13 protein-coding genes are annotated in these 18,748 nt (G+C 36.7%); 7 read left to right on the forward strand and 6 right to left on the reverse strand.

What is annotated here, in order from left to right; all coding sequences use genetic code 11:
* Window positions 1-9: 9 nt before the first annotated feature.
* Both H3U82_RS07790 and H3U82_RS07795 read right to left on the reverse strand, forming a co-directional pair.
* Window positions 10-1,710: an AAA family ATPase gene (locus H3U82_RS07790; RefSeq protein WP_198210056.1), complete on the reverse strand. Its 1,701-nt coding sequence runs from the start codon at window positions 1,708-1,710 to the stop codon at window positions 10-12.
* Window positions 1,711-2,016: 306 nt separating this feature from the next.
* Window positions 2,017-4,116, reverse strand: coding sequence for a M3 family metallopeptidase (locus tag H3U82_RS07795; RefSeq protein ID WP_198210059.1), 2,100 nt, complete (start codon window positions 4,114-4,116; stop codon window positions 2,017-2,019).
* Between the two features lie 129 nt (window positions 4,117-4,245).
* Between H3U82_RS07795 and H3U82_RS07800 the strand changes: the two genes are divergently transcribed.
* The 3 genes from H3U82_RS07800 to H3U82_RS10940 all read left to right on the forward strand — a co-directional run bounded on the left by H3U82_RS07800 (window position 4,246) and on the right by H3U82_RS10940 (window position 5,261).
* Entirely contained in the window at window positions 4,246-4,773 is a 528-nt protein-coding gene (locus H3U82_RS07800) for a gamma carbonic anhydrase family protein (protein ID WP_025331782.1), read from the forward strand.
* A gap of 30 nt (window positions 4,774-4,803) precedes the next feature.
* Complete coding sequence (locus tag H3U82_RS07805; RefSeq protein ID WP_180296362.1) at window positions 4,804-4,950, forward strand: hypothetical protein; 147 nt, start codon at window positions 4,804-4,806, stop codon at window positions 4,948-4,950.
* A 185-nt stretch (window positions 4,951-5,135) separates the two neighbouring features.
* Window positions 5,136-5,261, forward strand: coding sequence for a hypothetical protein (locus H3U82_RS10940; protein WP_255454304.1), 126 nt, complete (start codon window positions 5,136-5,138; stop codon window positions 5,259-5,261).
* A gap of 10 nt (window positions 5,262-5,271) precedes the next feature.
* Here the strand turns inward: H3U82_RS10940 and H3U82_RS07810 are convergent, their stop codons facing one another.
* From H3U82_RS07810 to galE, 4 genes are all read right to left on the reverse strand, one after another.
* On the reverse strand, window positions 5,272-5,466 hold the full coding sequence (locus H3U82_RS07810) for a hypothetical protein (RefSeq protein WP_025331780.1): 195 nt from the start codon (window positions 5,464-5,466) through the stop codon (window positions 5,272-5,274).
* 481 nt (window positions 5,467-5,947) lie between these two features.
* Window positions 5,948-6,544, reverse strand: coding sequence for a hypothetical protein (locus H3U82_RS07815; RefSeq protein ID WP_084554519.1), 597 nt, complete (start codon window positions 6,542-6,544; stop codon window positions 5,948-5,950).
* 469 nt (window positions 6,545-7,013) lie between these two features.
* Window positions 7,014-8,465, reverse strand: coding sequence for a metalloprotease TldD (gene tldD, locus H3U82_RS07820; RefSeq protein WP_198210060.1), 1,452 nt, complete (start codon window positions 8,463-8,465; stop codon window positions 7,014-7,016).
* Window positions 8,466-8,864: 399 nt separating this feature from the next.
* Window positions 8,865-9,893, reverse strand: coding sequence for a UDP-glucose 4-epimerase GalE (galE, locus tag H3U82_RS07825; protein WP_198210063.1), 1,029 nt, complete (start codon window positions 9,891-9,893; stop codon window positions 8,865-8,867).
* A 1,170-nt stretch (window positions 9,894-11,063) separates the two neighbouring features.
* Between galE and H3U82_RS07830 the strand changes: the two genes are divergently transcribed.
* From H3U82_RS07830 to H3U82_RS07845, 4 genes are all read left to right on the forward strand, one after another.
* Window positions 11,064-12,521: a hypothetical protein gene (locus H3U82_RS07830; RefSeq protein ID WP_084551682.1), complete on the forward strand. Its 1,458-nt coding sequence runs from the start codon at window positions 11,064-11,066 to the stop codon at window positions 12,519-12,521.
* Window positions 12,522-12,935: 414 nt separating this feature from the next.
* Complete coding sequence (locus H3U82_RS07835) at window positions 12,936-14,717, forward strand: hypothetical protein (protein WP_198210065.1); 1,782 nt, start codon at window positions 12,936-12,938, stop codon at window positions 14,715-14,717.
* 202 nt (window positions 14,718-14,919) lie between these two features.
* Window positions 14,920-16,629, forward strand: a complete 1,710-nt coding sequence (locus H3U82_RS07840) for a hypothetical protein (protein ID WP_198210067.1) — start codon at window positions 14,920-14,922, stop codon at window positions 16,627-16,629.
* A gap of 187 nt (window positions 16,630-16,816) precedes the next feature.
* Window positions 16,817-18,643: a hypothetical protein gene (locus H3U82_RS07845; RefSeq protein ID WP_096765663.1), complete on the forward strand. Its 1,827-nt coding sequence runs from the start codon at window positions 16,817-16,819 to the stop codon at window positions 18,641-18,643.
* The last annotated feature ends 105 nt before the right edge of the window (window positions 18,644-18,748 follow it).

An 18,748-nucleotide genomic window follows, 5' to 3' on the forward strand; every position in this document is an offset into this window, starting at 1 on the left:
ATTTTTTAATTAGTTGTTTTGCTGTAATAATATATCCTTGGCTTCCTTAATTTGCTCGGTTCCACGAAACCAGTATTCTTCCAATAAAGGCATAATTTCAGTTTTAACGATAGTGGTAAACCATTTATCAGCTTGATCATCTTTTATGCTTTGACTGGTGGTCAGGTAGCTGTGTCCAATGGTAAATGCAGGACCAAGTGCTTGGTCATCGCTAATTTTTTTATTCAGTTCAATCATACAATTTTGCCATTTCTGTAATTTTTCCTCTGAAATACCTGATTTGTCTTTCATATAATCCAGCCACTTATTACCGAAATTTGGTACTAAATCAAAAAATGCAAAGCGGCGCCGCAATGCAAAGTCAACCATGGCCAGAGAGCGATCGGCAATATTCATGGTACCGATGACAAACAGATTATCCGGAATATAAAAGCCTTTTTCATTTCCATAGGTTAACTCCAGTGCTTCCTGAGGATTACGTTTACTGGCTTCGAGCAGTGTTAACATTTCTCCAAAAATCTGTGCCGGATTTCCGCGATTGATTTCTTCAATAACAATCACATAGTTTGCGTCAGGATCATTTTTTGCCTGATTGGCTATATTAAGAAAAGGGCCGTCAACTAATTCAAGTTTGCCGTCGCTGGAAGGGCGATAGCCTCGGATGAAATCCTCATAGGATGTATTCGGATGAAACTGGATTGCTTTAATATTGTCAGAATTACGATAGCCAACGATTACACTGGCCAATCGTTTTGCCAGCCAGGTTTTACCGGTACCGGGCGGTCCTTGTAAAATTATATTTTTCTTTTCTTTTAATTTTGTCTGAATACTTTCTAATTCATCTTTGCTGATGAAACAGCCTTCTTCTATTAAATCATCCAAAAGATAAGGTTTTCTGGCTATATTTTTTTGGTCTGGATTTTCCTCACTACTAATATTATTTTTATTTGATATATCTGAATCATAACTTGCTAATTTATATTGACCATTATTATTCAAAAAAATCAAAATATCTTCATCACGTAACTCTTGAAAAGTGCGACTGATACTGTATTTTATTGTGTTATTTTTCGGAAATCGTTCTTGCAGTAGTTGTTCATACTCTTGCAGGAATTGTTGACGGGTAAAAATACTACTATTATTTTTTTCACATAATTCCTGAATCAAATAATGTACTGTTGTTTGCCATCTGGCATTATTATTAAGCTTCTGCTGATTTTGATTATTCATATCTGAGTCATAATTTGTATTATTAAAACGTTCCTGCCAATAAGGCATCTGACAAAATTGATCAATAGCCTGAGGCTGATCATCAAAGGTGAAATTAATCAATTGCTCCGATTGCCAGTTGGTATCTTTATTTACCGGCCAGATGGTTTTCAGACTGGTGTAAAAATACCATTTTTTTTCAGGAATAGATTTTTGCCAGCTGACTTTCAGAGATTTACCATCATCCGGATTTTCAATAACAGTACCGATGGCTTTAATTTGTGTTACCGGTACAGGATAGCCTTTGTTTTCGAAAGGCAGATCAGATATCTGAGGAGAGACGGATTTGATTGCTACCTGATCGCCGGCAGCTATCAAATGAATTTGTTCAATATCCTTCTTATTATTGCCGGTATATATCCATTCATTATTACGAATAAAAATATCACTCCGGTTATTATTTGCCTCTAAAAACCAGTAGTTTTGCTTTGTATTATTCATTTTCCCCATCTTTGTAAATGATTACCGGTTGCTGATGAATCATAGCACAGCAATTAAATTAATTAATATTAACTTTAAATGACATTAGATATGATTAATGTTAATCATAATAAAGTTTAAATACAAACTTTTTTTGAAAATAACATTTATAGGCAATAACAAACAGCCGCCGATAAAATAATTAGCTGTGATATACGCAGATGCCGGTAAGTTATCTTTTAATCTGAATGGTTATTATATTTTAGTTCAAGAAATTGCGATAAAAAACGCGATGTAATCATCGCGTTTTTTATTCTTTACTGAAACTCAGGCAGCCTCATGAAAGCCGCAGTGACGTAACAGTGCATCGATTTGCGGTTCACGGCCGCGGAATGCTTTAAAGGATTCCATCGCCGGACGGGAGCCGCCGACAGCAAGTACTTCGTGCCAGAAGCGTTTGCCTGTTGCCGCTGCATTCGCTTCTTCTTCAAAAGCAGCATAAATATCCGCAGAAAGCACTTCTGCCCAGCTATAGCTGTAATAACCGGCAGAATAACCACCGGCAAAGATATGGCTGAAAGAATGAGCAAAGCGGTTAAAATCTGGCTGAGGCATCACGGCTACCCGACGGCGTACTTCCTGCAAGGTTTGCTGCCAGTCACAACCCGGATGGCTGTAGATTTCCATATCAAACTGAGCAAACTCCATCTGGCGCAGCATCCAAAGCCCGCTCTGGAAGTTTTTTGCAGCCAGCATTTTCTTATAAAGCTCCTCAGGCAGTACCGCGCCGGTATCCTGATGGCAGCTCATGCCGGCAAGCACATCATATTCCCAGACAAAGTTTTCCATAAACTGGCTGGGCATTTCCACTGCATCCCATTCCACGCCATTGATACCGGAAACCCCCAGTTCATCTACCTGAGTCAGCAGATGATGCAGGCCATGACCGGTTTCGTGAAACAGAGTCAGGATTTCTTCGTGGCTCAGGCGTGCGGTATTGCCGGCTACAGGCGGCGTGAAATTGCACACCAGATACGCAATAGGTGTTTGCAGCTGGCCGGCATGATCGCCTGTTATAAAACGACGACGGCCGCGGTAATCATTCATCCATGCACCGCCGCGCTTACCAGCTCGTGCATACAGATCCATATAAACGCCACCGATGATGGCCCCACCCTGTTCAAGCTCATAATAGCGAACATCAGGATGCCATACCGGTACCTGTTTTTCAATGAAATGAACGCCATATAATTTATCAATCTGGGCAAACAGACCCGCGAGAACACGATCAGCCGGAAAATATTTTTTTACTTCAGTCTGGCTGAATGCATATTTAGCCTGACGCAGCTTTTCGCTGGCATAGGTCATATCCCATGGCTGTAAATCATCCAGACCGAGATGTTCTCGTGCGTATGTTTTAACTTCAGCCAGATCTTTTTCAGCAAAAGGTTTGGCTCTGCTCGCCAGATCCTGAAGAAAGGTCATCACCTGTTGGGGTGTATCAGCCATTTTGGTTGCCAGCGATAATTCTGCATAATTTTGGAAACCCAGTAACTGAGCTTCGCGTGCGGCAATCTGCAGAATCCGGTTGATATTGGCGGTATTATCCCATTTAGCCTCGCCAAGCTCACTGGCCCGGGTTGAATAGGCATGATACAGCTGCCGGCGCAGTTCGCGATTGTGGGCATATTGCATTACCGCCAGATAATGCGGCATTTGCAGCCCGATTTTATAGCCGGCTTTACCTTTTGCCTGTGCCGCAGCGGCAAACATGGCCAGTGCCTCTTCTGTTAATCCGCTGATTTCGCTATCCCGTGCAAAATCGGCATCTGTGCCGGTCTGACCGGATGTATTTTCCTGACCAGCCAGTTCTGCGCCATTAGCAAAATACAATGCAAATGCATCAGTGGCGTCCAGAACATTCTGACTAAAGGCTGCGGAAAGCTGCGCACCTTCTGCCTGTAAGGCTGCAAACTCCGCCTGTTCCTGTTCCGGCAGCTCGGCACCGCTGAGAACAAAATCTCTTAAATCATGGTTCAGTTTGGTTTGCTGTGCCGGGCTCAACTGTGCATATTCTGCACTGGCTTTGATGCTTTTAAAGCGCTCATATAAGGCAATATCCTGACTGATCGCAGTAAAGAATTCGCTTACTTTAGGCATCAGTGCATTATAGGCCGCACGTAATTCAGGTGTATCTGCCACGCTGTTTAGATGGGCAACAACACTCCAGATACGACCGACACGTTCAGTAATACTGGTTAAAGCTTCTACGGTGTTATTCCAGCTGGCATCAGGCTCAGCTTTCAAGGCGGTGATAGCGGCAGCAGCCTGCTGCATAGCTTCGGTCATTGCCGGCTCAATATCTGCAGCCTTAATGGCATCGAAACGGGGTTCACTATCCAGATTCAACAAAACATTTTCAGACATAGTATTCTCAAGAGAAAAATACCTGTAAATTTGCGGTTTTTCAGGTAAATCGGGTGGAAAGAGCAGGAGCTTATACTTATCTTCTGCTATAAATAATATTGCATAATGTAACAGGATAAGGTCAAAAACATGAAAAACAATATTCGTTCTTATTTAGATACGCAACCACAAATTGCCGATAGTTGTTATATAGATGATATGGCTGTGGTTATCGGGGATGTAATTTTGCAGGAAGAAGTATCTGTGTGGCCGTTTGCGGTGATTCGCGCAGATGTGAACAGTATGCGTATTGGTGCCAGAAGCAATATTCAGGATCACTGTATGCTGCATGTCAGCCACAAAACAGCAGCCAAACCGGATGGCTCACCATTGGTGATTGGTGAGGATGTTACTGTAGGTCATCATGTTAATCTGCATGGCTGTACGATTGGTAACCGGGTGCTGGTGGGGATTAATTCGATTGTTCTGGATGATGCGATTATTGAGGATGATGTGATGATTGGTGCCGGCAGTCTGGTACCCCCGCGCAAACGTCTGGCGAGCGGTTATCTGTATCTGGGTTCTCCGGTACAGCAAATCCGCCCGTTAACGGAAAAGGAGCGAAAATTTTTATTATATTCAGCATCGCATTATGTTAGACTCATGAAGAGTTATTAAGTTAACCCTCTAATTAAAGGACTATAAAAAATGAAAAAATTCTTGTCTTTAGGTTTATTATGCAGCCTGCTGGCGTTGACAGGCTGTGTCAGCGATGGCGCAGCTAAAGGGAAAGGGCAAACCCAGGTGTACGGAGAGGTCACCACCGGTGTGGAAACGTCACATACCAGTCATTAATTTATTTGGTCAAGTTAATTTGATGTAAATGAGTAGCAGAGTAATACTAAAATAGATGAGTGTCGTAAAATGGGTATTATATGCAGTTGGAAAATGCAAAATTTGCACGGAACAATTGTTATATTAATGAAGTTAAGCTAGATTGTGAAAATAGTTTTTCAAACCAACCGTTAAAGGACACAATGATGAAAAAGCTATTGGGAATTGGTGCCGTACTGGCTGCTCTGTTACTAACTGCCTGCGCTACTACAAATTCTGATACTAAAGCTGCTCCGTACAGTGATGTACAGGCAGCCGTAGAATCTAATTAAGCCGTAGTAATTAAATAAGTGGCTGGATTTGCTGGATAAATAATTCCGGCAAATCCAGCCACTTTTTTGTATAAAGTAAGCGGACAAATGCCGGAACAAAAAAATTGACAGATATCATCAGAAACGAAATAGGATTGAATAAAGAGATATCAGCACTCAGAGAAGTGCCGGTTAGCTCCAAATGAGGCATGTTATAGATATGCATGATTGAGTGTCTGTAACACTCAAAATTTGTTCAGAAAGAATCTTTTATTTTAAAGTTAATGATTTTTTCCGGACTAATTTGGCCAGATATGAGCTGGTCAGAAATAGCCTGAATGCAATAAATATATTATTCACATTGGCGGAAGATCTGCAGCGTATACCAATTCAAACCATTACCTTTAACTTTCAAAACATATGGCTGATAAACATACGCAGTTAAATCGACAGAATTTTGGATATTGGTCTCATCAATAATCTGATAGTAAACAGAAAAATATCACAATACTCTATTGGTTGTACTGATACAGACAATTAAATTACTTGAATAATGTTGGATTTAATATCAGCAAATAAAAATTTTTCCAGCCTTCAGCAAAATGCTTGTAAGGCTGGAGCAGAGCATGATTACCCCGTTGTATTCCGGAACTGATAAAAGGCAGTCAGACTGCCTTTTATATTGGTTGGCGATTTTAGCAGATCGCTTAATCACCCTTAATAAGTGATGTAGTTGTGCCGTCCGGATGCACTTCTTGCAGAATAACCCCGCATTGAGCTGATGCAGATGCCGCGATAGCCTCGTAATCTTTACCCGGTTCGGCTACAAAAGTAAGTTTGTTACTCTGGCAGGAGGGCTGATAGGAAATGATTTTCCCATCGTTATGAGTATTATTAACATTGGTCAGACCAATAATGGCATTGGATATGGTAATCGGTACATTAGCTGGAATAGTGAATTCACGGTAGTACAGCTTAGACAAATTATGATTATGTCGTTTCATAGTATCCAAAGTAGCCGTTGCCGGTATACCAATGGTGCTGTTACGAGCCAGACCTAATGATGAAGCAAATGCCCCACCTAAGGTACCACCGGTTGATTCTTTTACCTCATGTCCCTGAAAACTGTATTTCATATTAGTCGGTTTGCCATTCTGCCCGAAGATGCGTATCCGTGCCTGTTGTGCACTATCATCTGAAGCATCCTGTGCCATGGCCAAATTAACATTGAAACTTAAGAAAAAACTGATTATCAGGAATTTTTTCAGGCTGAGTCTGGATTTGTTTTTTTTGATAAAAAACATATGAGTACTTTCTGAATAAATGAGGGTAGAAAAGTTAATAATAAAGTGATGTATCAGAATAATTAACTGATATTACTCTATATTCACATAAATAAATATTATTTATCTGCATAATTTTTTTATAGCTGAAACGGCTCAGCCTGAAAGTGTGATTCAGATTAGTGTTATGAAATGTGTAATAAATTATAATGCAGATTGGTATTAATGCCAATAGCATAATAATATAAATCTGATACCAACCGGATTGCTGTTTTCCGGTTATTTGCTGCGCAGCACTGGCGGATCATTGTAATCAATAACTGATACCTGAAAAAAGCAGATTTGATTTCAATAAGTGCAAAGAGAATATGCATATTAATATCGGGAAATTCAGATGTAATTTACGATAAATAAATATATATCCGCATAAATAAACACCATAACGGACACAGTAATTTGTCTCCGTTATGGTGTTTGCTGTTCAGGTGAATTATGTCTGGCTGCCGCCCACAGTCAGACCGGCATCAATACGCAGCGTGGGCTGTCCCACACCTACCGGCACGCTTTGCCCGTCTTTACCGCAGATACCTACACCACTGTCCAGACTACTGTTATTGCCTATCATACTAACGTTTTTTAACACTTCCGGACCGCTGCCAATAATGGTGGCTCCTTTTACCGGATATTGCAGCTTACCGTTTTCAACCCACCAGGCCTCTGAAGCACTGAATACAAATTTACCACTGGTAATATCTACCTGTCCGCCACCAAAATTAACCGCATACAAGCCTTTATCGACAGAAGCAATAATCTCTTCCGGATTAAGCCGGCCGTTTTCCATATAAGTATTGGTCATGCGCGGCATCGGTGCTGAGGCGTAATTTTCACGCCGGCCATTACCGGTCACGGGGACACTCATTAAACGTGCATTGGTTTCATCCTGCAAATAGCTGCATAAAATACCATCTTCAATCAGTACCGTACGCTGTGTAGCATTGCCCTCATCATCAATATTCAGTGAACCACGGCGTTCGGCAATATTACCCTGATCAACAACAGTCACCCCTTTAGCTGCTACGCGTTCACCCAGACGGCCGGCAAATGCACTGGTTCCTTTGCGGTTAAAATCACCCTCCAGACCATGACCTACAGCCTCATGTAACAATACACCCGGCCAGCCACTGCCCAGTACCACCGTCATCTGACCAGCAGGTGCCGGACGGGCTTCCAGATTGGTTAGTGCCTGAGCAACAGCTGTATCTACATATGATTTGAGCATGGCTTCATCAAAATAACCCAGATCAAAGCGACCGCCTCCGCCACTGCTGCCCTGCTCGCGCCTTTCTCCCTGTTTGGCAATCACAGTAACAGATAAACGGACAAGCGGGCGGACATCAGTGTGTATCCGGCCGTCAAGTCGCGCCAGGTAAATCAGTTCATGCTCGCATACTAGCCCGGCCATTACCTGCACAATACGCGGATCAGCAGCTTTTGCCAGTGTCTCCACACGCTGTAATAAGGCTACTTTCTCTCCGGCATCCAGACTGAGCATCGGATTAGCCATTGCATACAGCGGTTTGACTGACGGCAGAGAAGTTAGTCCCACTGAGCGCTGCTGACCGGCCTGCCCAATTGCCCGTACAGCCTGTGCTGCATCTGTTAATGCCTGCACATTCAGATTGTCGGCGTAAGCAAATGCAGTTTTTTCACCACTTACCGCACGAACACCGACGCCCTGCTCAATCTGAAAACTGCCTGATTTGACCATGCCTTCTTCCAGATGCCAGCTTTCATAGGTACTGCGCTGGCAGTAAATATCAGCATAATCAATATGGTGTGCTCCCATTAGGGAGAGTGCACGGGTAAAATCAGCTACAGCCAATTCGTTTTTGGCCAGTAGCTGTTGGTGAACAAGTTGCGCGGTTTGAGTAGAGATAGGCATGAGCTGTCAAAAATTAAGTTGTGACAAAAGCACAGACAGAGAAAGATTTAATCAGAAAAGCAAATTGTGGGCAATTATACCGAAAACAAGCTTTGTCCGGGCGAATGCAGGAATACTTATTATACGCAGATCAGGTGTTAGAATAGAGACCAGAAAAACAAATTGTAAAAATTACCAAATTGTTATTGATAATAATTCTCATTATATTATAATGTGACTCACCAGTTAGTTAGAGATAGTTAACCGGTAATGACCTCAAACATCTTTTATCTAAATCTACTTTCAGGAGCGGCGTAACGATTAGCGTTAAATTTTTGCATCAAAACTCAAAAACCGAAAACACTTAACCCACTGAAATATCAGTGGGTTAAGTGTTTATAATAAGCTGATATTCAGTAATTAGATTTCATTGTGGCTGTTGTAACCCTGCGGATTGAGCTGTTGCCAGTGCCATGCATCAGCCATCATACTGGTCAAACTGCGCTGAGCTGTCCAGCCTAGTTGTTCGGCTGCGCATTCAGGATTGGCATAGCACACAGCAATATCTCCTGCCCGGCGCGGGACAATCTGATAAGGAATTTTTTTTCCGCTGGCCTGTTCAAACGCATGTATGATTTCCAATACCGAATAACCCTGCCCTGTACCCAAATTATAAATATGTACACCGGGCTGATTATTGGTAACGCGCATGGCACTTAAGTGGCCGTCCGCCAGATCCATTACATGGATATAATCACGGACACCGGTACCATCAGTAGTAGGATAATCGTTACCAAATACCGATAGCTGTGTCAGCTTGCCAACAGCTACCTGACAGATATACGGTAATAAATTATTCGGAATGCCATTCGGATCTTCACCAATTAATCCGGATTCATGTGCGCCCACCGGATTGAAATAACGCAGTAATGTCATACTCCAGCGCGCATCTGCTGCCTGTATATCCGTTAACATCCGCTCTACCATATATTTAGATGTTCCGTACGGATTGGTGGTTCCGCCGGTAGCCGCATTTTCATCAATCGGAACCGAAGCCGGTGTACCGTAAACTGTAGCTGAGGAACTGAAAACCAGATTGAAAATACCTGCTTTGGCCATTTCTTCAACCAGAATCAGGCTGCCACTGACATTATTATCATAATATTTCAGCGGCTCCCGTACACTTTCACCGACTGCTTTTAAGCCGGCAAAATGCAGCACATGCTCAATACTGTGCTGTTTAAATACCTGTTGCAGCAACGTACGGTCGCGAATATCGCCCTGATAAAAAGTTACCTCTTTACCGGTAATCTGTTTTAAACGCTCGAGTACCACTGGCGATGCATTACACAGATTATCAATAATAATCACATTGTAGCCGGCATTAAGTAATTGTACAGTTGTGTGAGAGCCAATAAAGCCGGCACCACCTGTTACCAGAATAGCCATAAATTATCCGTAATGATTTTTCATCGAAATACAACAAATAACCGGTATGTAAATAACCAGAAATCCATAAGTATATCTTGTTTATAATCATAGTTAAGCTAACGCGGGATAGAAGATATACAAAAAGAACCGGTATCTGCTGTATCTTTACAACAGTAAAGTGCTGAGCCGCACAGATGAGGTGACACAACAAAAAATATCCGGTACCTCTGACAAAAGTTATTTCTGTTCAAACGGCAATAACTGAACTGGACAGGAGTGATAAAACAGAAATCTGATAGAAATATGACTTGAAATACAGCGGCAAATAAAACCAGATAAACCATTATGCAGATATAGCAGATAAAAAATCAGATTGAATATTTGCTGAAAACCGGCTACTGATAAATATATAACTAATTAATAAATTGAAAGTTTATATTTATTATTTAATAATATACATTTTAAAAACTAAAATAACTTTTTTGATTTTAACAATGTTCTTCATAATCGGAAGATTGAGACATTAATATTTGTGCATGATATTGCGGCTGTTAATAAGCAAGTTAAGGATAAGTCATTTTTCTATCGGTTAACTCTTAATACTCATCATTATTCTGAAAAAGATACACAAAGTGAAAATAACTATGATTGTAAACAGCCTTTATTTAAAGACCGGCAAAATGTCTGTCTCAATTTAAATCTGCAGAATCAGTTTTTTAGATTTTAGCTAGCGAAATCAACACTAGTGCTTTTAAAGATATACAGAAATTGTGGTACAAGGCGATCATAGCTCGCCTGCGTCTGTTGTATTAGATGAATTTAAAGATAGCTTTAAACCGGATTCGGCACTATTTATACACTTCGGATAAATTAAGCAATTTGTAAATAGCAGGATCGGTCTATATTATTTAACCGATTTTTATATCAATGTTGTATTTAAACTAGTTTAACAGTATAGTATGCAAATATTGTGAATACCAAATATCAGCTTGTGATTATTAGATTAGCATTTTGTATTTAGTCATCTACTTAATAATATGGAGTATTTAATTATGCAGATGTATATGAAAAAAATAATATTTTTAATAACTTCGTTGTTGATGATTTTTTTACTAAGTTCTTGCTCTAATTTATTAGACCGATATTTTTTATTTTAATAATATCAAATATTTAATTAGTTGACTGTATATGAAAAGAATAATATTTATAATAACCTCGTTGCTGCTGGCTTTTTTACTAAGTTCATGTGCTAAACACTACAAAAGTGTAAGTATAGCTGAGAACCAGTTAATAAATAGTTCTGACGCCAAGGAATCTTTACATGTCAGTTTACAAATTGATGATTTTTATAATCCTTATTTAACTCATGCAGAAAATGAAGATATTAAACAAAATTTTCCGAAAAAGAATATTAAAATAATAGCAAATTATGAGCCTATAATTGATAAAACAGGCTCCATCATCAAAAAAAAGACAACAAATAGGCCATCACCATTTTTATCATTAAGGGATATTTTGGGAATTGATAATAAGGATATTGTGTATAACAAAATAAATCAATATGCAATTGCGACAAATTTAAAAGTTGATAAAAATAATCAAATTATAAACTTTGATATTCCTAAACCTACTAAGAATAACAAGCAAAAGTATGTTCTTAAAGGTATTTATCTTTATTATCCAGATTTTCAATTATCAGAAAGTCATAAATTTGGTTATTTTAGGGACGGATCAGATTATTATTTACCGATTTTTAAAAATCAAATCGATATCAATAAATTGAAAGGTTCTGTAAATAGATTTATGAACGTGGAACCATTAAATCTTGAAATAAAAACCGATAAGTTTTTTGACCTTACTTCTAATTATGGTAGAACAGAGTTAACTAAAAAAGACTATTTAGCCAGAAATATTGCCTTAAATACCAGTGTTTGGTTTTCAAATGATAAACCAATTAAAAAGAAAGTATTAAGTAATGAAGAAAAAGGTGATTTATTTGATGAAATGACTATCTCCATGGATGGGCAAAAATATGAACATATAGTTATTCCTGACTCAAAATTAAGTTGGTCTGATGCTGAAGATATATATGGTTCTTATGTTAAAGGCAAAACATTTGAAGTTTTACAACTTAAGGGACAACTTTCAAAGTATTCAAAAAAGGGTTATTACGACGGACGACGTGGAAAATGGGTTAAGCAAAAAGGGGATATGGTATATATTGACCAAAAATATGCGGATGATAATGGTTGTAAATTTCATTATCGAATAGTTTTTGAAAAAGATAATCAACCTAGAAGATATATTTTACACTCATATAAAAGGTCTGAATCAAATAATAAAGAGTTTACAATATTTTCTAATAAAACTTATATATCACAAGAAAATTTGAACTTCTTTGAAAAAACAAAGCAGCGAAAAAAAGAATCCTTTGACTATAGCTTGAGACAAATTCCTGTATTTTATAAAAATTCGGATAAAGAATTTCGTGATCAACTCATACTTGAAAATCAAGACTTAGCACAAGCATGTATGAAGGAAATAGATCATATGAAAAGATTGATGACAATGCCAAAAGAAAATTTAATGCAAGAATTTGAGCAATACAAAAAAATCATCAATAAAGAAAACTCGAAACAACGCTAATATAGCTGCATATTAATACAAATAAAGTAAATATATGGGTATTTCATCAAAATTTAATGAATATTACGATTCAGGTTACAGTTTGATTGGGCTGATAAATTAATATATTAGTAAATTACTTACCCTACTGGAGATGATTAATTTTATAATATAGTCTTATTTAATTTTTTATTACTTTTATTTTAACCACAAAAACAGCTCTGGCTCTGGTCAGAATATTTGTATTCGTTTTATTAATTTTTATTAAAAAACATATGTGCTGAAAAAATCATTAAAACAATGTATACTGAAACTGTATGTAATGATAATTTCAATTATTTATCAGTTAATGCTGCTCTAAGTAGATTGAATCTGAATATTTACAGTTAAGTTATGGTTAATAAACCTTGCCAGTATGATTAACATACTAAATCAATGAAAAATTTTATCGAAATATTAAACCAAAAAGATATTAACTATACAGTTGAAAATGAGATTATCCGCATAGCGGATAATCTGTGCTTTTATCAAAATCCACTTAAATCACTGCCGGATAATTTAATTATTGAAGGTGATCTGGATATCTCCCAAACAAAAATCAGCCAGTTACCGGATAACCTGATTGTCTGCGGTAATTTGGATATCTCCCATACTAAAATCAGTAAACTGCCGGAAAATATGATTTTTCGCCGGGATCTGAATATATCCGGTACACAAATCAGAGTGTTACCGGAAAATTTGGTGGTTCAGGGCAAATTTATCGCCTCTCGTACCGCAATACAAGTTTTACCGGAAAAGCTAATCGTTGGTGGTGCGCTGAATTTATCCTCTAGCAATATTCAGTTGCTTCCAGAAAATCTGACAATAAACGGTAATTTATATTTACAGAATAGTTGTATACTGGAATTACCGGAAAATTTAGTTATTACCGGGGATCTGGATGCCTCTTCAACCAGAATAACCCGATTACCGGAAAAATTTACGATAAAAGGCAGTCTTTGTCTGGAAAAAAGCGGTATCAATACTCTGCCTGCTAATCTGCATATAACGGGCGATCTTGATTTGGGTTATACCCCTATCACAAAGTTACCTGAAAATCTGAAAGTAGATGGTAGTCTGATTCTGGGATCTTCCAAAATTAAGAAATTACCAAAGGATATTCAGGTTAAAGCTAATCTGGACTTAAGTTTTACAGAAATCAGAAAATTACCGGATAATCTGACGGTGAACGGTAATCTGGGTTTGTCAGGAACAAAAATTAAAAAGTTACCGGATAATTTAATTGTAAATGGTTGTTTAGCATTGGGAGGACGCAAAACAATAATCAATCAATTACTTAAAAATTTTAGGGCAACATGCACTAGTCTGGATTTGTGCTGTAATAAAATCAAGAAAATACCAGAGAATTTAAAAATCCAATCCAATCTGTATTTGAATGATTGTAAAATCAAAAAATTCCCCAAAAAAATGAATATAAATGGAAATCTGAATCTGAATGACGCAAAAATTAAAAAATTGCCCGAAAATCTGCGTGTTGGTGGCGATTTATCTCTTTTGCTGGCACCGATTAAAAAACTACCTAAAAAACTTTCAGTAGGAGGTGAGCTGTATTTATGGGGTTGCCGAGTTAAAAAAATTCCCAGTCATGTTAATGTAGTCAATGGGCTGGATTTAACTTCGACTAAAGTAAAAAAATTACCTCAGAATCTTACCGAGATAAAAAAACTGGCAATAGAGGAAACTAAAATTAACCGTTTGCCAGATAAGCTCAATGTTGAGGATTATCTGGATCTGAGAAATAGCCGAATTAAAAAATTACCTAAAAAATTACAGGTTGGTAATACATTGTTGTTAAGTAATACCCGGATTAAAAAGCTACCGAATAACCTGAAACTTAATCATGGTATAAACCTGAAAAAAACTTCAATCAGATATTTGCCGGAAAATCTGGAGCTCAAATGGTTAAGCCTTGATCTTAAAAAGATTAAAAATATTGCTTACCGGAAAAATTGTACAGCTAAAAGAAAAACTATCTTTGCAGCTTATTTGAATGGTGAATACAAAATCTTTCAGAATGAATACCTGATTGGTACCCTGCAAGAGTATGAGCAATTTGTTAACCAGAGATTTATTGATCCGCAGGCTGGTAAACTTAAACAGGCAGCCAAGGATTGCGTAGAGCAATTGCAGAAAAAACTCAGTACTCATAAAACTTAATATATTGAATACTGGCTGACAATAAAACCAGACCGGATAAAGTCAAAGTACTTATTCAGCTTTGTAATTTTTTAATTAGAAATAGATATTTATACTGAAAATATATACTGAAACTGCATGATATTAATACCAGCTTTCTGGAAATGTATGCAACTAAGTTACCTTCCCTTAATTTTTACCAGTATGCTAACATACTAAATCAATGAAAAAATTTATCAGAATATTAAATCAAAAAAATATTAAATATACAGTTGAAAATGACATTATCCGGGTACCAGATAATCTGTGCTTTTATCAAACTCGCCTTAAATCGCTACCTGATAATTTAATTATTAAAGGCAATCTGGATATTTCTGAAACAAAAATCAGAAATTTACCGGATAATCTGATTGTCTATGGGGATCTGAATCTATCCGGTACAGAAATCAGTATATTACCGGACAATCTGGTGGTCCATGGACAACTGAATGCCTCTTATACCAAAATAATTACATTACCGGAAAAGCTCATTATAGGCGGTGGGCTGGATTTATCCTTTAGTTATATTCAGTCGCTACCAGACAATTTAATGATAGACGGCAATTTATATTTACAGAATACTTATATAGTGAAGTTGCCAGAAAATTTGACTGTTGCCGGGGATTTAGATGTCTCTTCAACCAGAATTACCAGATTACCGGAAAGGTTTAGTATAAAAGGTAGTCTTAATTTGGGAAGTTGCGCTATCAGTACCTTGCCCGCAAATCTGCATATAACCGGCGATCTTAATGTAAATAGTACTCATATTACCAAGTTACCTGAAAACCTGAGAGTGGATGGTAGTTTAAATCTAAGTTATCTAAAAATTAGGAAATTACCAAAGGATATTCAGGTAAAAGATAATTTGAAACTATGGTATTCAGAAATTAAAAAATTACCAAATAATCTTAAAGTTAACGGCGATCTGGATTTAGCAGAAACAAAAATCAAAAAATTGCCAAAAAATTTAAAAGTAAAAGGCTGTTTGATATTAAAATCAACTAAAATCAATAAATTACTTAAAAATTTTAAAGGTACTTGCTCTAGTCTGGATCTGAGTAATAATAAAATTAAGAAAATACCAGAGAATTTAAAAATAAAATCTAATCTGTATCTGAATAACTGCGAAATCAAAAAATTACCGGATAATATGCGTATAAACGGAAATCTCAGTTTGTCTGAGGCGACAATTAAAAAATTGCCTGAAAATCTGCGTGTTGGTGGTCAATTATCTGTTGATTATACATTGATTAAAAAATTACCTAAAAGTCTTTCTGTGAGAGGTGAGTTAGACGTGTGGGGTACCAAAATTAAAAAAATTCCCAACCATTTTAATGTAGTTAATGGGTTAAATTTAACTCGCACTAAGGTAAAAAAACTACCTGAAAATTTTACTCAGATAAAAAATTTATTTATGAATGTAACTAAAATTTCTCACTTACCGGATACACTTTATGTTCAGGATTGCCTGGAGTTAAGCTATAGCCGAATTAACAAGTTACCCAAAAATTTGCAGGTCGGTAAAAAACTGCTGTTAAATAATACCAAAATTAAAAAAATACCCGATAATCTGAAACTTGAAGAAGGCATCGACCTGAGAAAAACTCAAATCAGATATCTGCCGGAAAATCTTGAGCTTAAATGGTTAAGTCTTGATCTTAAAAAGATTAAAAATATTGCTTACCGGAAAAATTGTACAGCTAAAAGAAAAACTATCTTTGCAGCTTATTTGAATGGTGAATATAAAATTTTTCAGAATAAATCCCTGATTGGTAATCTGAAAGAATATGAGCGATTTGTTAACCAGAGATTTCTTGACCCGCAGGCAGGTAAGCTTAAACAGGCAGCCAGAGATTGCGTAGAGGAATTGCAGAAAAAAATCAGAATTAATTAACTTAATGTACAAAGTACTGGCTGGCAGCTGCAAAAAATGCTGAATTTGCCAGTACGTGACTCAGATATATTTGGCCGGCAGTAATTTATTAAAAATAGCATAAACATATTTTGTACTGTTTTTAATTCAACTCCATCCAATTGATTTGTATTAAGTGACTTAAGCTAAAAACACAGAGAAATAAGTTATGGAACAATTTATCACATATTTAAATACACAGCAGATTAAATACAGTATTGGGGATAATTCAATCACAATATTGGAATCTCTTAATCTGGCTGAAGTGAGAATCAAACATTTACCGGATAATCTTATTATTAACGGTAATCTCAATTTGCGATTAACAACAATAAAAAAATTGCCGGATAATTTAACCGTAAATGGTGATTTATGTGCGCGCGCAACTAAGATTAAAGCGTGGCCGAAAAATTTAAATGTAAAAGGCTCTATAGATTTATTACGTACCAGAATTGCATCATTACCAGATAATTTAACCGTAAATGGAGATTTGAATTTAGAACAAACACCTGTTAAATCCTTACCTGATAATCTGAAAGTAAAAGGAAATTTGGATTTGAGTGATTCGCATTTTTGCTATATACCGGAAAGATTCGATGTAGCTGGCTCTTTAAATTTGTCAGATACGAAAATTGACAGATTGCCGGATAATCTTAATATACAGGGTGATCTGAACATTGCCCGTACCAGAATTAAAAAACTACCTGAAAATTTATCTGTAAGCGGCAATTTAAATTTATGCGGAACCAAAGTAAAAAAATTGCCAGATAATTTTGACATTATGGGTGATTTAGATTTAAGTGATACCCGAATTAAAAAGTTACCTGGAAATTTAAAGGTTGGGGGTAAGTTGGATTTATACGGTACCAGAATACAAAAAATACCAAAAGATTTAACAGTAACTGGTGGCATTGCTTTAGGAGGCTCTAAAATTAGAAAGTTACCAGATAATTTAACTGTTAACGATTATTTGGATTTGGGTTTTACAAAAATCAAAAAGTTGCCGGATAATCTGATTGTAAACGGATATCTGGGATTGCGCGCTATTAAAGTCAAAAAATTATTAAAGCATTCAAATGTACAATGCACAAGTCTGGGTTTAGATGGTGCCAAGATAAAACAACTGCCTGCCAATATAGAAGTAAAAAACAGTTTATATCTGAGTTATACCGAAATAAAACAGCTACCGGATAATCTTGAATTAAAAGGTGATCTGACTTTACGTTATGTCCCTATAAAAAAGTTGCCGGATAATTTGACTGTTGGCGGATATCTTGATCTGAGCTGTACCAGAATCGAAACATTGCCTGAGAATTTAAAAGTTGCCGGTAATCTTAATTTAAGTTCTTCAAAACTAAAAAAATTACCGAAAAATTTACATATTGGCGGTGATTTAGACTTACATAATACAAAGATTAAAAAAATTCCGGATAATTTAAATGTGAATGGAACTTTAGATTTATTCAGAACGAAGATTAAGAAGCTTCCAAAAAATTTATTTGTAAAAAATGAGTTGTTTTTGAGTAATACCAGAGTTAAAACATTACCTTCTGATTTAAAAGTAGAAGGAGATCTCTGGCTGAGTTCTTCCTCAATTAAAAAATTGCCAGACAATTTAAAATTAAATGGCGATTTATACTTGCAAGACACTAATATTAAGCAATTACCAAAAAATTTATTTGTAAAAAGGCAGTTATCTATCAGGAATACTAAAATCAGTGTATTGCCGGAAGATTTAATGTTTGGCTCAATTGAACTGGATATAAAAAAAATAAAAAATATAGTTTATAAAAAATGCCATTCAATAAAAGCCTTTATTTTTACAGTTTATTTACAGGGAGAAATAAAACTTGTTTACAATGGGAGTCTGATAGGTAATTTGGAAGAATTTGAACAATTTACAGATAAACTATTTTTAAAAGCTGAAGCTGATGAGTTTAAACAGATGGCCAGAGATTGCGCAGCGCAATTGAAGCAAAAGCTGTCTCTTGAATAATCATGGTAGTTTTATCAGCGGTTATCAATTAATAGCAGGAGACAGGAATTATGTTTGGATATTCATTGCAAAACTATGACTAATAAAATCGTAGCTGTTATTGTG

Origin of the sequence: Snodgrassella sp. W8132 (genome assembly GCF_016100865.1) — a bacterium.
Classification (GTDB): domain Bacteria; phylum Pseudomonadota; class Gammaproteobacteria; order Burkholderiales; family Neisseriaceae; genus Snodgrassella; species Snodgrassella alvi.

What these genes read in the sequence shown, in the direction of transcription:
- H3U82_RS07800 (WP_025331782.1), top strand. Translation starts at nt 4,246, where the DNA reads ATGAAAAACAATATTCGTTCTTATTTAGATACGCAACCACAAATTGCC.
- H3U82_RS07815 (WP_084554519.1), bottom strand. Translation starts at nt 6,544, where the DNA reads ATGTTTTTTATCAAAAAAAACAAATCCAGACTCAGCCTGAAAAAATTC.
- H3U82_RS07845 (WP_096765663.1), top strand. Translation starts at nt 16,817, where the DNA reads ATGGAACAATTTATCACATATTTAAATACACAGCAGATTAAATACAGT.
- galE (WP_198210063.1), bottom strand. Translation starts at nt 9,893, where the DNA reads ATGGCTATTCTGGTAACAGGTGGTGCCGGCTTTATTGGCTCTCACACA.
- H3U82_RS07810 (WP_025331780.1), bottom strand. Translation starts at nt 5,466, where the DNA reads ATGCATATCTATAACATGCCTCATTTGGAGCTAACCGGCACTTCTCTG.
- H3U82_RS07795 (WP_198210059.1), bottom strand. Translation starts at nt 4,116, where the DNA reads ATGTCTGAAAATGTTTTGTTGAATCTGGATAGTGAACCCCGTTTCGAT.
- H3U82_RS10940 (WP_255454304.1), top strand. Translation starts at nt 5,136, where the DNA reads ATGAAAAAGCTATTGGGAATTGGTGCCGTACTGGCTGCTCTGTTACTA.
- H3U82_RS07835 (WP_198210065.1), top strand. Translation starts at nt 12,936, where the DNA reads ATGAAAAATTTTATCGAAATATTAAACCAAAAAGATATTAACTATACA.
- H3U82_RS07840 (WP_198210067.1), top strand. Translation starts at nt 14,920, where the DNA reads ATGAAAAAATTTATCAGAATATTAAATCAAAAAAATATTAAATATACA.
- H3U82_RS07790 (WP_198210056.1), bottom strand. Translation starts at nt 1,710, where the DNA reads ATGAATAATACAAAGCAAAACTACTGGTTTTTAGAGGCAAATAATAAC.
- H3U82_RS07830 (WP_084551682.1), top strand. Translation starts at nt 11,064, where the DNA reads ATGAAAAGAATAATATTTATAATAACCTCGTTGCTGCTGGCTTTTTTA.
- tldD (WP_198210060.1), bottom strand. Translation starts at nt 8,465, where the DNA reads ATGCCTATCTCTACTCAAACCGCGCAACTTGTTCACCAACAGCTACTG.
- H3U82_RS07805 (WP_180296362.1), top strand. Translation starts at nt 4,804, where the DNA reads ATGAAAAAATTCTTGTCTTTAGGTTTATTATGCAGCCTGCTGGCGTTG.